This window comes from Variovorax sp. PMC12, from assembly GCF_003019815.1.
In the GTDB taxonomy this organism is placed as follows: Bacteria; Pseudomonadota; Gammaproteobacteria; order Burkholderiales; family Burkholderiaceae_C; genus Variovorax.
In genome coordinates this window covers 4,767,501-4,782,348 of record NZ_CP027773.1, presented here as the reverse complement: position 1 = coordinate 4,782,348, position 14,848 = coordinate 4,767,501, and the positions used below count along the sequence as shown (strand labels likewise).

Annotated in this window: 13 protein-coding genes and 2 rRNA genes (1 of these 15 running past the window's edge); 9 read left to right on the top strand and 6 right to left on the bottom strand. The window is 64.9% G+C overall.

Going from position 1 to position 14,848, the window contains the following annotated elements; genetic code table 11:
- The first annotated feature begins 43 nt into the window (after positions 1-43).
- From C4F17_RS22260 to C4F17_RS22245, 4 genes are read left to right on the top strand one after another with little or no spacing between them, the layout of a single operon-like run.
- On the top strand, positions 44-1,027 hold the full coding sequence (locus C4F17_RS22260) for an ABC transporter substrate-binding protein (RefSeq protein ID WP_106936687.1): 984 nt from the start codon (positions 44-46) through the stop codon (positions 1,025-1,027).
- A 19-nt stretch (positions 1,028-1,046) separates the two neighbouring features.
- Complete coding sequence (locus C4F17_RS22255) at positions 1,047-1,883, top strand: ABC transporter ATP-binding protein (RefSeq protein ID WP_081270157.1); 837 nt, start codon at positions 1,047-1,049, stop codon at positions 1,881-1,883.
- A complete protein-coding gene (locus C4F17_RS22250) occupies positions 1,880-2,686 on the top strand; it encodes an ABC transporter permease (protein ID WP_106936686.1) in 807 nt (268 codons plus the stop codon). Before C4F17_RS22255 ends, C4F17_RS22250 begins: the two co-directional genes overlap by 4 nt.
- Before the next feature lie 8 nt (positions 2,687-2,694).
- Positions 2,695-4,071: an FAD-binding oxidoreductase gene (locus tag C4F17_RS22245; RefSeq protein ID WP_106937657.1), complete on the top strand. Its 1,377-nt coding sequence runs from the start codon at positions 2,695-2,697 to the stop codon at positions 4,069-4,071.
- Between the two features lie 6 nt (positions 4,072-4,077).
- On the opposite strand, the gene lnt is transcribed toward C4F17_RS22245, so the two are convergent.
- From lnt to C4F17_RS22225, 4 genes are all read right to left on the bottom strand, one after another.
- Positions 4,078-5,655 (bottom strand): apolipoprotein N-acyltransferase, encoded by a 1,578-nt coding sequence (gene lnt, locus C4F17_RS22240; protein WP_106936685.1) that lies wholly within the window; start codon positions 5,653-5,655, stop codon positions 4,078-4,080.
- Complete coding sequence (locus C4F17_RS22235) at positions 5,655-6,533, bottom strand: HlyC/CorC family transporter (protein WP_106936684.1); 879 nt, start codon at positions 6,531-6,533, stop codon at positions 5,655-5,657. Before C4F17_RS22235 ends, lnt begins: the two co-directional genes overlap by 1 nt.
- A 100-nt stretch (positions 6,534-6,633) precedes the next feature.
- On the bottom strand, positions 6,634-7,362 hold the full coding sequence (locus tag C4F17_RS22230) for a GNAT family N-acetyltransferase (RefSeq protein ID WP_081270161.1): 729 nt from the start codon (positions 7,360-7,362) through the stop codon (positions 6,634-6,636).
- Positions 7,363-7,479: 117 nt separating this feature from the next.
- Positions 7,480-7,953, bottom strand: coding sequence for an Lrp/AsnC family transcriptional regulator (locus C4F17_RS22225; protein ID WP_081270170.1), 474 nt, complete (start codon positions 7,951-7,953; stop codon positions 7,480-7,482).
- A 146-nt stretch (positions 7,954-8,099) separates the two neighbouring features.
- Between C4F17_RS22225 and hppD the strand changes: the two genes are divergently transcribed.
- The 5 genes from hppD (at position 8,100) to C4F17_RS22200 (ending at position 13,699) form a co-directional block, all read left to right on the top strand.
- Entirely contained in the window at positions 8,100-9,227 is a 1,128-nt protein-coding gene (gene hppD / locus C4F17_RS22220) for a 4-hydroxyphenylpyruvate dioxygenase (protein WP_081270162.1), read from the top strand.
- A gap of 29 nt (positions 9,228-9,256) precedes the next feature.
- Positions 9,257-10,057 (top strand): transporter substrate-binding domain-containing protein, encoded by an 801-nt coding sequence (locus C4F17_RS22215; protein WP_106936683.1) that lies wholly within the window; start codon positions 9,257-9,259, stop codon positions 10,055-10,057.
- Between the two features lie 25 nt (positions 10,058-10,082).
- Positions 10,083-10,958 (top strand): phenylalanine 4-monooxygenase, encoded by an 876-nt coding sequence (gene phhA / locus C4F17_RS22210; protein ID WP_106936682.1) that lies wholly within the window; start codon positions 10,083-10,085, stop codon positions 10,956-10,958.
- A gap of 116 nt (positions 10,959-11,074) precedes the next feature.
- Positions 11,075-12,766, top strand: a complete 1,692-nt coding sequence (locus tag C4F17_RS22205) for an AMP-binding protein (protein WP_106936681.1) — start codon at positions 11,075-11,077, stop codon at positions 12,764-12,766.
- Positions 12,767-13,699 (top strand): MBL fold metallo-hydrolase, encoded by a 933-nt coding sequence (locus C4F17_RS22200; RefSeq protein ID WP_106936680.1) that lies wholly within the window; start codon positions 12,767-12,769, stop codon positions 13,697-13,699.
- 78 nt (positions 13,700-13,777) lie between these two features.
- Here C4F17_RS22200 and rrf read toward each other — a convergent pair.
- A 5S ribosomal RNA gene (rrf, locus tag C4F17_RS22195) occupies positions 13,778-13,890 on the bottom strand.
- Between the two features lie 131 nt (positions 13,891-14,021).
- A 23S ribosomal RNA gene (locus tag C4F17_RS22190) occupies positions 14,022-14,848 on the bottom strand; it runs 2,044 nt beyond the window's last position.

The window sequence follows — 14,848 nt, the reverse complement described above, 5'->3', positions numbered from 1 at the left end:
TCTTTTTCCTCGAAAACTCTCCAGCCTCCGAAAGGTCCCCACCATGCGCTCCTTCGCACTGTCCCTGGCCGGCGCCGCCGCCATCGCCTTCCTCGCCACCGCGCCCGCGCAGGCCGAGGACAAGTTCACCTACATGACCAACTGGTACGCGCAGGCCGAGCACGGCGGCTTCTACCAGGCCGTGGCGCAAGGCATCTACAAGAAGTACGGCCTGGACGTGACCATCAAGATGGGCGGCCCGCAGGTCAACATCACGCAGATGATGGCCGCCGGCCAGGCCGACTGCATCATGGGCTCGAGCGACATCCAGATGATGCAGGTGCGCGAAGGCGGCGTGCCGGTGGTCAACGTGGCGGCCTTCTTCCAGAAGGACCCGCAGGTGCTGATCGCGCACGACGACGTGAAGAAGTTCGAAGACCTGAAGGGCAAGACGCTGCTCATCGGCGCGCAGGCACAGCGCGGCTACTGGCCCTGGCTGAAGGCCAAGTTCGGCTTCACCGACGAGCAGACGCGCCCCTACACCTTCAACATCCAGCCCTTCGTGGCCGACAAGAACACCGCGCAGCAGGGCTACCTGACCTCCGAGCCCTACGCCATCCAGAAGGCCGGCGTGAAGAGCACGGTGCTGATGTTCAGCGACCACGGCTTCCCGGCCTACGCCACCACCGTGTCGTGCATGGAAAAGACGCTGAAGGACCGCAACAAGCAGGTCGCCGCCTTCGTGAAGGCCTCGGCCGAAGGCTGGAAGAGCTACCTCGCCGATCCGGCGCCCGCCAACGCGCTGATCAAAAAGGACAACCCCAACATGACCGATGACCAGCTGGCCTACAGCGTCGCCAAGCTCAAGGAAATGGGGATGATCACCGGCGGCGATGCTTCCAAGCTGGGTATCGGCGTGATGACCGATGCGCGCGCCAAGGCGAGCTACGACTTCCTCGTGAGCGCGAAGCTGCTCGACCCGTCGAAGGTGGAACTGACCAAGACGTACACGACCGAGTTCGTGAAGGACGCCAAGGTCCTGCCCTGATCTTGCCAAGGCCCGCCGCATGAACCGCATCGAACCCCACACCCTGGCGCCACCGCCGGAACTCTCGCCTTCGGTGCCCGCCGTCGAAGTGCTCTCGGCCGAGAAGACCTACCCCAACGGCACGCAGGCGCTGCTGCCGGTGGACCTGTCGATCGCCGAGGGCGAATTCGTCACGCTGCTCGGCCCCTCGGGCTGCGGCAAGAGCACGCTGCTGAAGATGGTGGCGGGCATGCTCGAGCCCAGCGACGGGCGGCTGCTGGTGTGGCGCAAGCCGGTGGGCCAGTTGCACGACAGCGCACGCAAGATGTCGTTCGTGTTCCAGTCGCCCACGCTGATGCCGTGGGCCAGCGTGCGCACCAACGTGCGGCTGCCGCTGGACCTGGCCGGCGTGCCGCGCAAGGAGGCCGACGCGCGGGTGATGGAGTCGCTCGCGCTTGTGGGGCTGGAGAAGTTCGCCGACGCGCTGCCGCGTGCGCTCTCGGGCGGCATGCAGATGCGCGTGTCGATCGCGCGCGGCCTCGTCACGCAGCCCGACCTGCTGCTGATGGACGAGCCCTTCGGCGCGCTCGACGAGATCACGCGCCACAAGCTCGACGCCGACCTGCTCGAGCTGTGGCGCAAGAAGAAGCTCACCGTGATCTTCGTGACGCACTCGATCCACGAAGCCGTGTTCCTGTCGAGCCGCGTGGTGATGATGGCCGCGCGTCCGGGCCGCGTGGTTGAGCAGTTCCACATCGACGAACCGTACCCGCGCAGCGCCGACTTCATGGTGACGCCCGAATTCGCACGCCACGCCAAGCAGCTGCAGGACAGCCTGCTGCGCGCCAGCAGCACCGACGAGGAGCACGCGCGATGAAGAAGAACATTCCCCTGATGAGCCAGCCGCGCGTACAGCGCGTGCTGTACCCGGTGCTGATCGGCGTGGTGCTGGTGGCGCTGTGGCAGTGGATGGTGGTGGCGATGGAGCTGCCGGCCTACCTCGTGCCCTCGCCCTATCTGATGATGCAGACGCTGGTGACCGACTGGACGCCGCTGGGCAACGCGCTGCTGGTCACGCTGAAGATCACGGTGCTGTCGTTCCTGCTGGCCACGGTGGCGGGCGTGCTGATCTCGTTCCTGTTCGTGCAGAGCAAGCGCATCGAGACCGCGCTCTTTCCGTACGCGGTGCTGCTGCAGGTGACGCCCATCGTGGCGGTGGCGCCGCTGATCATCATCTGGGTGAAGAACCCCGTGGCCGCCATGACGGTGTGCGCGGCGCTGGTGGCGCTGTTCCCGATCATCAGCAACACCACGCTGGGCCTGCGCAGCATCGACCCCGACCTGCAGAGCTACTTCAAGCTCAACCGCGCGACGCGCTGGCAGCAGCTGGTGCGCCTGCGCATTCCGAGCGCGCTGCCGTACTTCTTCGGCGGCCTGCGCATCTCCAGCGGCCTTGCGCTGATCGGCGCGGTGGTGGCGGAGTTCGTCGCGGGCACGGGCGGTTCCGGCGCAGGGCTGGCCTACCAGATCCTGCAGGCGGGCTTCCAGCTGAACATCCCGCGCATGTTCGCCGCGCTGCTGCTCATTTCCCTCACCGGCGTCGCGCTCTTCGTGCTGATGGCCTGGCTCACCAAGGTGGCGCTGGGCTCGTGGCATGCGAGCGAACTTTCCCAGGATTGACCTTGACCATGAATGCTCCCGTTTCCGCCATCGAGCAACTGCTGCTCGAACTGCCCGACCTCGACTGGATCACCGACGAAAGCCGCGTCACGCGGCTGTCCTCCGACTTTTCCTGGTTCAGCCCCGTGCTGGTGCGCCAGCTCAAGGACAAGCGCGCCGACGTGGTCGTGCGCCCGCGCACCGAGGAAGAGATCCGCGCCGTGGTCGGTGCCTGCGCGCGCCGCGGCGTGCCCATCACCATCCGCGGCAGCGGCACCGGCAACTACGGCCAGACCACGCCGCTGGCCGGCGGCGTGGTGCTCGACATGACGGGCTACAACAGCTGCCTCTGGGTGCGCCCCGGCGTGGCGCGCGCGCAGGCCGGCATCCGCCTGGGCGAGCTCGAAAAGCAGACCAGGCCCACGGGGCAGGAGATGCGCTGCGTGCCCTCTACCTACCGCAGCGCGACGCTGGGCGGCCTGTTCGGCGGCGGCTTCGGCGGCGTGGGGTCCATCAACTACGGGCCGCTGGGCGCGCCGGGCAACGTGATCGGCATCCGCGCGATGAGCATCGAGGCCGAGCCGCAGGTGGTCGAACTGCGCGGCGCCGAGGCCATGCGCATGCACCACCTGTGGGGCACCAACGGCCTGGTGCTGGAACTGGAGATCGCCCTGGCGCCTGCGCATCCGTGGCTCGAAACCCTGGTGACCTTCGACGACTTCGAGCGCGCACTGCACTTCGCCTACAAGCTCGCGCACGCGCCGGGCATCGTGAAGCGCGGCGTGAGCTTTTTCGCCGCCCCCATCTCCGACCATCTGGCGCAGCTCGCCGCGCACCTGCCCAAGGGCTGCCACACGGTGCTGTCGCTGGTGGCCGAATCGAGCGAGCCCGCGCTGCTGCAGCTGGTCGAAGCGCACGGCGGCACCGTGGGCTACCGCAAGACGGCGGCGGAGGTGCAGAAGAGCAACCGCACGCTGATGGAGTTCACGTGGAACCACACGACGCTGCACGCGCTCAAGATCGATCCGACGCTGACCTACCTGCAGAGCGGCTTCGTGCCCGGCAGGCATGTGGAGCAGGTGATCGAGATGGAAAAGCTGCTGGGCGCGAACGGCGAGGTGATGATGCACCTGGAGTTCATCCGCAACGTGGCGGGCCTCATGACCTGCAGCGGGCTGCAGCTGGTGCGCTTCAGCACCGAGGAGCGGCTGCAGGAGATCATGCGCATCCACCGCGAGCACAACGTGCACATCAACAACCCGCACGTGAACATCGTGGAAGACGGCAAGGCCGGCGGGCCGCTGCCGCCCGAGGTCATCGCGGTGAAGAAGCGCTTCGACCCGATGGGGCTGCTGAACCCCGGCAAGCTGCGCGACTGGCCGGTGAAGGGCGCGGGGGGCGCCTGAGGCCGCTCAATCACGGCCGCGGCGGCGCAGCGCGAAGGCTGCGCCCACGATGCCCATCGCCAGGATCCACAGCGGCCACAGCCCGAAGGGCGCCACCCAGCGGGCATACGGCGTGAGGCCGCGCCGGCCTTCGACGCTCGCTTCGAGCACGCCGCGCGTGAGGCGCGGCAGTTCGTGCGTCACGCGGCCTTCGGCGTCGATCACCACGGTGGCGCCGGTGTTGGTGGAGCGCACCATCGGCCGCGCGAATTCGAGCGCGCGCATGCGCGAGATGGAAAGGTGCTCGTCAATGGCCACCGAGTCGCCGAACCACGCGATGTTGCTCACGTTGAGCAGGATGGTCGGGGCGCTGGCCTCGTCGCGGAAGTTCGCGCCGATCTCGTCGCCGAACAAGTCTTCGTAGCAGATGTTCGGCGCGATGCGCTGGCCCTGCCAGACGAAGGGCGCCTGTGCGAGGCCGCCGCGCGAGAAGTCGCCGAGCGGAATGTTCATCATCTGGATGAACCAGCGAAAGCCCGTGGGAATGAATTCGCCGAACGGCACCAGGTGGTGCTTGCTGTACTGGTAGACCTGCGAGGCGCCGGGCTGGAAGCCCAGCACCGAGTTGCTGTAGGTGCCCGGGCCGCCGAGCCCCGTCATGGGCAAGCCGACGATGGCGGCCTGGCTGCCCTGGCTGTAGCGCGCCCGGATGGCGTCGAGGTAGCCGGGCGGCAGTTGCTGCGGCAGCAGCGGCAAGGCGGTCTCGGGAGTGACGACGAGCGAAGCCTTGGCATCGCGCAGTTGCTCGCCGTACCAGCGCAATGCGGTCTCGATGCCGCCGCCCGGAATGAATTTCTCGTCCTGCGGGATGTTGCCCTGCAGGAGCGCGACGTTCAGGCTGCCGGTCGCGCCGCCCGCGCCCCGCACGTCGTCGCGAAGCGGCGGAACGAGATGCGGCACGGCGAACACCAGCGCGAGGAGCGCCACGCCCGGCACCGCGTCGGCCATGCGAACCGGGCGATGCAATGCGACCAGCGCAGCCACCAGCGCAGCCGCCGCCCCGATGCCGTAGACGCCCACCCACGGCGCGAGCGCCGCGAACGGCCCCTCGACGTGCGCATAGCCGCCGGCGCCCCATGGAAAGCCGGTGAACCAGCTGCCGCGCACGAGTTCGGCGAGTGTCCAGAGCGCCGCGAACACCAGCGCGCCCGTCACACGCCCTTTCGGGCCGCGCACCACGAACCATGCCGCCGCCGCGGCGTAGTAGAGCCCCAGCGCGGCGGCCAGGGCAAGCACGGCAATGGCCGCCAGCGGCGCGGGCAGGCCTCCGTAGGTGTGCATCGAAATGAAGAGCCACCAGAAGCTGCCGGTGAGCCACGCGGTGGAGAACAGCCAGCCGTGCAGGCCGCCGCGGCGCCAGCCCGCTCCCTGCGCGCGCAAGCCGTCGAGCAGCCAGACCAGCGCGCCGAGCGACAGCAGCTGCAGCCACCACAGCGGCTTGCCGCCGGCGGGCGAAGCCATCGAAAGCGCCTGGGCGAGGCCGGCCGCACCGAAGCCGAGCAGGCGGAACAGGTTGGCGAGCGGGGAAGCCGGCGCGCGCGCCATCAGTCGGCCGCGTCGCTGCCGCGGGCCGGAGACACCTTGAACCAGCGCACCGCGCCGCCCTTGGTGTGCAGCACCACGAAGTCGAAGCCGCCCATCGCGTGGTGCTCGCCGCGCTTGGGCACGTGGCCCATCTCGTGCGCGATCAGCCCGCCGATGGTGTCGAAGTCTTCGCTGAGCTGCTCTTCGTTGAAGACGATGCCGAATGCCTCGGCCACGCGCTCGATGGGCGTGTCGCCGGAGACGCGGTAGGTGTGGTCGGCCAGGCCGAAGATGTCGCCTTCGTCCTCGGCGATGTCGAACTCGTCCTCGATCTCGCCGACGATCTGCTCGAGCACGTCCTCGATGGTGATGAGGCCGGCCACGCGGCCGAATTCGTCGATGACGATGGCCAGGTGGTTGCGGTTGCCGCGGAATTCGCGCAGCAGGTCGTTCAGGCCCTTGCTCTCGGGCACGAAGGTCGCCGGCCGCAGCAGCGCGCGGATGTTCAGGCCCGGCGCGCGCTGCAGCTTGAGCAGGTCCTTCGCGAGCAGGATGCCGATGATGTTTTCTTTTTCGCCCTCGTACACCGGGAAGCGCGAGTGCGCGGTGTCGATGATGAGATGCAGCAGCGCGTCGAACGGGGCGTCGATGTTGATGACGTCCATGCGCGGCGCCGCGACCATCACGTCGCCGGCCGTCATGTCGGCCATGCGCAGCACGCCCTCGAGCATCACGCGCGACTCTGCGCCGATCACCTCGTTGTCCTCGGCGTCCGCCAGGGTTTCGATCAGCTCGTCGCGCGAGTCGGGACCGGGGTGGATGAATTCGGCGAGCTTCTGGAGAAAGCCGCGCTTGTCTTCCCGTTCTACGGGAGCGCGTTCAGGGTGAGGTTCGGCCACTGCGGGAGGGCGGAGTTGAGGAAGGGCAAGGATACCGGATTGCGTGTGACACGCTCCACCGTACGGCCGGCATAGGCCGTACGGGAACCGCCGGACGGGCTCAGGGGGCGGATTTCTTGCGGGCTTCGCGCATGCCGCTGCGCATTTCCTGCAGGCCGGCCAGGAAGGCCCAGAACTGCTTGGCGCGGCTCTTGAGGGCGAAGTCGACGGCGGCGTAGTGCTCTAGCGCGATCTCGCTCATGCGGCTGTCGAAGGTGGCGCTGGGCAGTTCCAGGTGGGCCTCGGCCTCGGAGCCGCTGCGCACCACGGTGGCGCCGGCGTTGCGGGCGATCTTCAGCATGGCGGCGTTTTCGCTCAGCGCATGGATGAAGAGCATGCCCACGCCTTCGTTGCGGGCCACGACCACGGCACGCTCGAACAAGCGGGCGCCATAGCCCCGGCCGCGCGCATGCGCCGAGACCGACACGCCGAATTCGGCGCAATCGCTGTGCTGGTCGCCGGGGGCGAAGGCCAGGTGCGCCATCGCGATCAGGTCGAGGCGGCGGTTGTAGATGCCGAAGAGTTCGTCGCGCTCGAAATCGAGGCTGTCGACGTAGCGCTGGACCTGCTCGTCGGCCGCCGCGTAGCCGAAGCGCAGGTAGCGGTCGTGCGGGGAGAGTTCGAGCAGGTGGCGCGCGATGCGCTCGCGTTCGCGGGGACCGATCGAGCGGATCGGCACCATCACGGGTTGAGGCGCGCTGGCAGCGCGTGGTTGCGCCTCAACCATCGGCGCTTTCAGGAAAGAGCCAAGGCCGAGAGACGCCTTGAGAAGGGTCTTGGCGGTGAGCATGGCTCAAATGTAAGGGTTTTCCCTTAATCATCAAGCCGCCAGGGTCAATTGCGGGACACGGTCCGTGAATCAGTGCCGAGACGCGTGGCGTGCATGCAACCCGCCTGTCTGAGGTCGTCAGACGGGAACGGCCGTCGTGGCCTTGACGCGGTCCAGCACGAAGCTGGTCTTGCAGTCTTCGACACTGGGGTGCTTGAGCAGCGTGTCCATGATGAAACGGCTGTAGTGGGCCATGTCGGCCACCACCACGCGCAGCAGGTAGTCCATGTCGCCGGTGAGCGCGGCGCACTCGACCACCTCGGGCCAGGTCTGTACGCTGGCGCGAAACAGGTCCATGGGGTTGCGCTTGTGCGTCTCGGTGTGCTTTTCGAGCCGCACGTTGAGGTAGGCGGTCAGCCCCAGGCCGATGGCTTCCGGCTGCACCAGGGCGACATAGCGGTCGATGACCCGGCTTTCCTCCAGCCGCTTGACCCGCCGCAGCACGGCGCTGGGCGACAGGCTCACCTGTTCCGCGAGTTGATCGTAAGTTGCGCGCCCGTCTGCTTGCAGCGTGCGCAGAATGAGCCTGTCAATCTTGTCCAATGCTTCCATTTCCATATTTTTGCAGTTTTACTGCGCGAAGGCCATCGCAAGCGCCCGGAAACGCAGAAAACCTGAGAGCCATCCACCCTACATTGCATGACTGGCCGATTTCGCGCCTTTTCATTGAATACCCCACACCTTTTCGGAGACCACGCATGAGCCAAGCCGACGCACCCGCCTTCACGCCCTGGGAGAACCCCATGGGCACCGACGGCTTCGAATTCATCGAGTACGCGGCACCCGATCCGGTCGCCATGGGCAAGGTGTTCGAGCGCATGGGTTTCAAGGCCGTGGCCAAGCACCGCCACAAGAATGTGCTGCTGTATCGCCAGGGCACCATCAATTTCATCCTGAACGCCGAGCCCGACTCGTTTGCGCAGAAGTTCGCGCGCGAGCACGGCCCGAGCGTGTGCGCCATCGCCTTCCGCGTGCAGGACGCCAAGCAAGCCTACGAACGCGCCACCGCACTCGGCGCCTGGGGCTTTGCCGACAAGGCCGGCCCGGGCGAACTGAACATTCCCGCCATCAAGGGCATCGGCGACAGCCTGATCTACCTGGTGGACCGCTGGCCCGGCAAGAACGGCGCGAAGCCCGGCGACATCGGCAACATCGGCTTCTACGACGTCGACTTCGAGGCGCTGCCCGGCGTCGCGCCCGAGCAGGCGCTCTCGCCGTTCGGCAACGGTCTGACCTACATCGACCACCTGACGCACAACGTGTATCGCGGCCGCATGAACGTCTGGGCCGGCTTCTACGAGAAGCTCTTCAACTTCCGCGAGATCAAGTACTTCGACATCGAAGGCCAGGTGACGGGCGTGAAGAGCAAGGCCATGACCAGCCCCTGCGGCAAGATCCGCATCCCGATCAACGAAGAGGGCAAGGAGCAGGCCGGCCAGATCCAAGAGTACCTGGACATGTACAAGGGCGAAGGCATCCAGCACATCGCCATGGGCTCGGACGACCTCTACGCCACCGTCGACGCGCTGCGCGCCAACGGCGTCACGCTGCTGGACACCATCGACACGTACTACGAGCTGGTCGACAAGCGCATCCCCGGCCACGGCGAGAGCGTGGAAGAGCTGCACAAGCGCAAGATCCTGATCGACGGCAAGAAGGACGCCCTGCTGCTGCAGATCTTCAGCGAGAACCAGCTCGGCCCGATCTTCTTCGAATTCATCCAGCGCAAGGGCGACGACGGCTTCGGCAACGGCAACTTCAAGGCGCTGTTCGAGAGCATCGAGCTCGACCAGATGCGCCGCGGCGTGCTGAGCGCCGCAAAATAAGCGCTTCTTCATTGCTCCAGGAGCCCGGCATGCGCAGCACGTTTTCGATCGGCCTGACCTTCATCGCGGCGGCTGCCGCCGTTCTTTCAGGCTGCGCCATGCCGCCGGCGGCAACGCCGATGGCCGGCTCGCACCTGGACGCGGTGCAAAAGGCCGCCGTGCTGCGCATCTGCACGCCGGGCGACTACAAGCCCTTCAGCTTCCAGAAGGCCGACGGGGCCTTCGAGGGCATCGACGTCGACCTCATGACGGGCTTCAGCGCCAGCCTCGGCGCAAAGCCGGAGTGGATCAAGACCACCTGGGCCAACCTGCTGCCCGACCTTGCCGCCGGCAAGTGCGACATCGCGGTGGGTGGCGTCTCGGTCACCACCGACCGGCAAAAGCGCGCCTTCTTCAGCGCGCCCTACATGGTCAACGGCAAGACGCCCATCGCACGCTGCGCCGACGTGGCCAAGTACCAGAGCGTGGCCGACATCGACAAGCCGTCGGTGCGTGTCATCTTCAATCCGGGCGGCAGCAACGAACGCTTCGCCCGCGCCAATTTCAAGCAGGCCAAACTCACGCTGCACGGCGAGAACGTGACGATCTTCGACGAGATCCTCGCGAACCGCGCCGATGTGTTCGTCACCGAGGCGGCCGAGGCCATCACGCAGCAGAAGCTCAAGCCGGGCCTGTGCGCGATCAATCCCGACAAGCCGCTGCAGTACGGCGAGATGGCCTGGATGCTGCCGCGCGACGACGTGGCATTCAAATCGTACGTCGACCAGTGGCTGCACCTGCAGCAGGCCGGCGGCGACTTCCAGCGCACGATGGACCGCTGGCTCAAGTAACCCTTCTTCTCCGAGATCGTTTTCCATGGACTCCCCCGCCGCAGCAGTTGTCACCCCCGCCGTGTATGGCGCCTCGGACCGCCCGCCGCGCGGCGACTACTCGCGCGGCGGCACCGTGCTGGCCGACTACACCTGCCCGCAGGACTGGGCGAGCTACACGGCCGCCGACCATGACACCTACAAGCGGCTCTACGAGCGGCAGGCCGCGCAATTGCCGGGGCTGGCCTGCGATGCCTTCATCAAGGCGCTGCCGTCGCTGGGCGTGAAGGACCGCATCCCGCGCTTCGAAGAACTCAACGAGCGGCTGCATCGCGCAACCGGCTGGGAGATCGTGGCGGTGCCGGGACTGATTCCCGAGCTGCCGTTCTTCACGCTGCTCGCGAACCGCAAGTTTCCGGTGACCGACTGGATCCGCAAGCCCGAGGAGTTCGACTACATCGTCGAACCCGACGTTTTCCACGACCTGTTCGGCCATGTGCCGATGCTGTTCGACCCGACCTTCGCCGACTATGTGCAGCGCTATGGCGCGGGTGGCATCAAGGCGCACGAGCTGGGTGCCGGCGAAAAGCTCGCGCGGCTGTATTGGTACACGGTGGAGTTCGGGCTGATCCGCCAGCCGGACGGCCTGCGCGCATACGGCGCCGGCATCCTCAGCTCGGTGGGCGAGCTGAAGCACGCGGTGCTCAGCGAAGAGCCGCTCAGGCTGCCGATCGACCTGCTGCGCGCCATGCGCACGCGCTACAAGATCGACACCTACCAGGCCAACTACTTCGTGATCGAAAGCTTCGCGCAGCTCTTCGACCTCACGGCGCCCGACTTCACGCCGCTGTACGAAGCGCTCGAGGTCGCCACCGACATCGAGGCCGGCGTGCTGCTGCCAGGCGAGACGGGCAAGGCCTGAGCCATTCGGTCGCCGCGCGGCTATCGCGCGCGCGACAGCGCAAGCCCGTTCCCTAGGACAAGCCCGCTGGCGGCGGAGGCGCACTGCCTCCCACAATCCGCGCCAAAGGAGCTTGCATGCAGACATCCGCGCGACAAAACTATCCTGCCGGCGTACCGCACGAGATTCATCCCGAGCAGTACCGGTCCTTGCCCCACATGTTCGAGGAAGCCTTCGGCCGCTATGCCGACCGGCCGTTCTCGGTCTGCATGGAGCGTTGGATGTCTTTTGGCGAACTCGACACGCTGTCGAAGGCGCTCGGCGCGTGGCTGCAGTCGCGCGGGCTCGAGCCGGGAGCGCGCGTGGCGATCATGCTGCCCAATATTCCGCAATTCGCGGTCACGATGTGCGGCGTGCTGCGCGCGGGCTACACATGCGTGAACGTCAATCCGCTGTACACGGCGCGCGAGCTGGAGCATCAGCTGAAGGATTCGGGCGCGACGGCCATCGTCATTCTCGAGAACTTCGCGTCGACGCTTGAAAAAGTGATCGAGCGCACGCCCGTGAAGCATGTGGTCGTGACGTCGATGGGCGACCTGCTCGGCGGCCTGTACGGCGCGTGGATCACGATCGCGGTGCGGCATCTGGCGAAGATCGTGCCGGCCTACAAGCTGCCCCTGAGCGACGAGCGCTCGGTCACGGCTTTCACGCAGGCGATCACCGAGGGACGCGGCCGCACGCTGGGGCCCGACCGCAGCACGCTCGACTCCGTCGCATTCCTGCAGTACACGGGCGGAACGACGGGTTTGTCGAAGGGCGCGGTGCTGACGCATCGCAACATCGTCGCCGCGACACTGCAGGCCGAAGCCTGGTTCACGCCGGCACTCGAACGTGCCGGCGACCTGTCGAAGGTCAACAGCATCGCGGCCCTGCCGCTGTATCACATCTTCGCGCTGACGCTGTGCCTGCTGGCGATCCGGCAGGGCTCTCACATGACGCTGATCCCTAACCCGCGCGACTTCAACAAGTTCATTGCGGTGCTGAAGAAGCGGCCCTTCCACATGCTGCCCGCGGTGAACACGCTGTTCAATGCGCTGTTGATGCATCCGGAATTCAAGACGCTCGATTTCTCGACGCTGTTCGTTTCGCAGGCGGGAGGCATGGCGGCCTCTGAAGGAACGGCACGCAAGTGGTTTGAGGTCACCGGCTGCCCGATGATCGAGGGCTGGGGAATGAGCGAGACCTGCGCGATCGGGACGAACAACCCCGTGTCAAACACCGAGTTCACTGGGACGATCGGGCTGCCGCTGCCGAGTATCGAGATCGCGATCAAGGACGACGAAGGCAATTCACTCCCCGTGGGGCAGTCCGGCGAACTCTGCATCAAGGGCCCCAACGTGATGGTGGGCTACTACAACCAGCCCGCCGAGACCGCAGCGGCGTTCACGGCAGATGGCTTCATGCGGACTGGCGATATCGCGGTGATGCAGGAAGATGGCTACAGCCGGATCGTCGATCGCAAGAAAGACATGATCCTGGTGAGCGGCTTCAACGTGTTTCCGAACGAGCTGGAAAACGTGATTTCGCTCTGCCCCGGGGTCGTCGAATGCGCGGCTGTGGGTGTACCCGACGAGAAGCAGGGAGAGGCGATCAAGGTGTTCGTGGTGCGAAGGGACCCGGCATTGACCGAGGACGCGGTGCTCCAGTATTGCCACTCGCAGCTCACCGGCTACAAGCGGCCCAAGCACATCGAGTTTCGGGAGTCGCTGCCGAAGACGAATGTGGGGAAGATCCTGCGGCGGGAGCTTCGCGCCAGCGCGGGCGCCTGAATGAGCCAATCGTCGGCAAGCGCCGGTCTTCCGGCGAACGTAATCGTGCTCGAGCGGGGATGGCTTTCTTCGAACAACATCTTGTTCCTGGGCGCCCACGAGACAGCAGTGGTCGACACCGGATATGCCACGCATGCGGAGCAGACGGTGGCACTGGTCGAGTCGGTGCTTGGAGATCGGGCGCTTGATCGCATCCTGAATACGCATCTGCATAGCGATCACTGCGGAGGCAACTCGGCGCTGGAGGAACGCTATCCATCGGTTCGCATCGAGATACCGCTTGGCGAGGCGGCGCTGGTGGAGCGGTGGGACGAAAGCGGCCTGAGTTTTTTGGCGACGGGACAGACTTGCCCGCGGTTCGGCTTCGGCGGACTATTGCAACCGGACACCGAGTGCATGCTGGGTGACAGGCCGTGGCAGGTTCATGCGGCACCTGGGCACGATCCGCACTCGATCATCTTGTTCGATGCAGCATCGCGAACGCTGATCTCCGCGGATGCGCTGTGGGAACACGGATTCGGGATTGCTTTTCCTGAGCTTGCTGGCGAGCCTTCATTCGGGGACATGGCGGCAACGCTGGACTTGATCGAATCGCTTGAGCCCTTGCGGGTGATTCCAGGACACGGTGCGATCTTCGACGACGTCAGCAAAGCTCTTTCTGTCGCACGCAAGCGCCTCGACGGATTGCTGCGCGATCCAGTCAAGCACGCGCGGCATGCGATCAAGGTGCTGATGAAATTCAAGCTGCTGGAAATGCAGGTTATGGCTCTCGAGGAATGGCGGCTGTGGCTGCACAGTACGCCGTACTTGGCCATGATTCATGCCCGGTTCTTTGGAGGCGTCGAATTCGATCAACTTACCGCTGATATCTTGCAGGAATTGATTGCGGCGGGAGCTGCGGAGAAAGACAAGATCGCGATTCGCAATCTTTGAAAGATGGGGCGTATTTGTCTGCTCGCGCAAAGCAAAAAACCCCAGTCATTTCTGACTGGGGTTTTCTGGGCTGTAAGAGCCTGACGATGACCTACTTTCACACGGGAACCCGCACTATCATCGGCGCTGAGTCGTTTCACTGTCCTGTTCGGGATGGGAAGGAGTGGTACCAACTCGCTATGGTCATCAGGCATAAAGGGTTGTCTGGTTGATCGGGAGATCAACCGGACGAATTCATAGAGTTTGGAATCAGCTTTTGGCGAATTGTTTTGAATGCGTCAACTTGGCATAACACCTTGATCTGTATTTTGATCAAAGTTATAGGGTCAAGCCGCACGAGCAATTAGTATCAGTTAGCTTAACGCATTACTGCGCTTCCACACCTGACCTATCAACGTCCTGGTCTTGAACGACTCTTCAGGGGGCTCAAGGCCCCGGCAGATCTCATCTTGAAACGAGTTTCCCGCTTAGATGCTTTCAGCGGTTATCTCTTCCACACTTAGCTACTCGGCAATGCCACTGGCGTGACAACCGATACACCAGAGGTGTGTCCACTCCGGTCCTCTCGTACTAGGAGCAGGCTTCCTCAAATCTGCAGCGCCCACGGAAGATAGGGACCAAACTGTCTCACGACGTTTTAAACCCAGCTCACGTACCTCTTTAAATGGCGAACAGCCATACCCTTGGGACCGGCTACAGCCCCAGGATGAGATGAGCCGACATCGAGGTGCCAAACACCGCCGTCGATATGAACTCTTGGGCGGTATCAGCCTGTTATCCCCAGAGTACCTTTTATCCGTTGAGCGATGGCCCTTCCATACAGAACCACCGGATCACTATGTCCTGCTTTCGCATCTGCTCGACTTGTCAGTCTCGCAGTTAAGCACGCTTATGCCATTGCACTATCGTCACGATGTCCGACCGTAACTAGCGTACCTTCGAACTCCTCCGTTACGCTTTGGGAGGAGACCGCCCCAGTCAAACTGCCTACCATGCACTGTCCCCGATCCAGATAATGGACCTAGGTTAGAACCTCAAACACACCAGGGTGGTATTTCAACGTTGGCTCCACAAGATCTAGCGACCCTGCTTCAAAGCCTCCCACCTATCCTACACAGATCTGTTCAAAGTCCAATACAAAGCTACAGT

Coding starts and splice junctions, on each gene's coding strand:
- C4F17_RS22260 (WP_106936687.1), top strand. CDS start 44: ATGCGCTCCTTCGCACTGTCCCTGGCCGGCGCCGCCGCCATCGCCTTC.
- C4F17_RS22255 (WP_081270157.1), top strand. CDS start 1,047: ATGAACCGCATCGAACCCCACACCCTGGCGCCACCGCCGGAACTCTCG.
- C4F17_RS22250 (WP_106936686.1), top strand. CDS start 1,880: ATGAAGAAGAACATTCCCCTGATGAGCCAGCCGCGCGTACAGCGCGTG.
- C4F17_RS22245 (WP_106937657.1), top strand. CDS start 2,695: ATGAATGCTCCCGTTTCCGCCATCGAGCAACTGCTGCTCGAACTGCCC.
- lnt (WP_106936685.1), bottom strand. CDS start 5,655: ATGGCGCGCGCGCCGGCTTCCCCGCTCGCCAACCTGTTCCGCCTGCTC.
- C4F17_RS22230 (WP_081270161.1), bottom strand. CDS start 7,362: ATGCTCACCGCCAAGACCCTTCTCAAGGCGTCTCTCGGCCTTGGCTCT.
- C4F17_RS22225 (WP_081270170.1), bottom strand. CDS start 7,953: ATGGAAGCATTGGACAAGATTGACAGGCTCATTCTGCGCACGCTGCAA.
- hppD (WP_081270162.1), top strand. CDS start 8,100: ATGAGCCAAGCCGACGCACCCGCCTTCACGCCCTGGGAGAACCCCATG.
- C4F17_RS22215 (WP_106936683.1), top strand. CDS start 9,257: ATGCGCAGCACGTTTTCGATCGGCCTGACCTTCATCGCGGCGGCTGCC.
- phhA (WP_106936682.1), top strand. CDS start 10,083: ATGGACTCCCCCGCCGCAGCAGTTGTCACCCCCGCCGTGTATGGCGCC.
- C4F17_RS22205 (WP_106936681.1), top strand. CDS start 11,075: ATGCAGACATCCGCGCGACAAAACTATCCTGCCGGCGTACCGCACGAG.
- C4F17_RS22200 (WP_106936680.1), top strand. CDS start 12,767: ATGAGCCAATCGTCGGCAAGCGCCGGTCTTCCGGCGAACGTAATCGTG.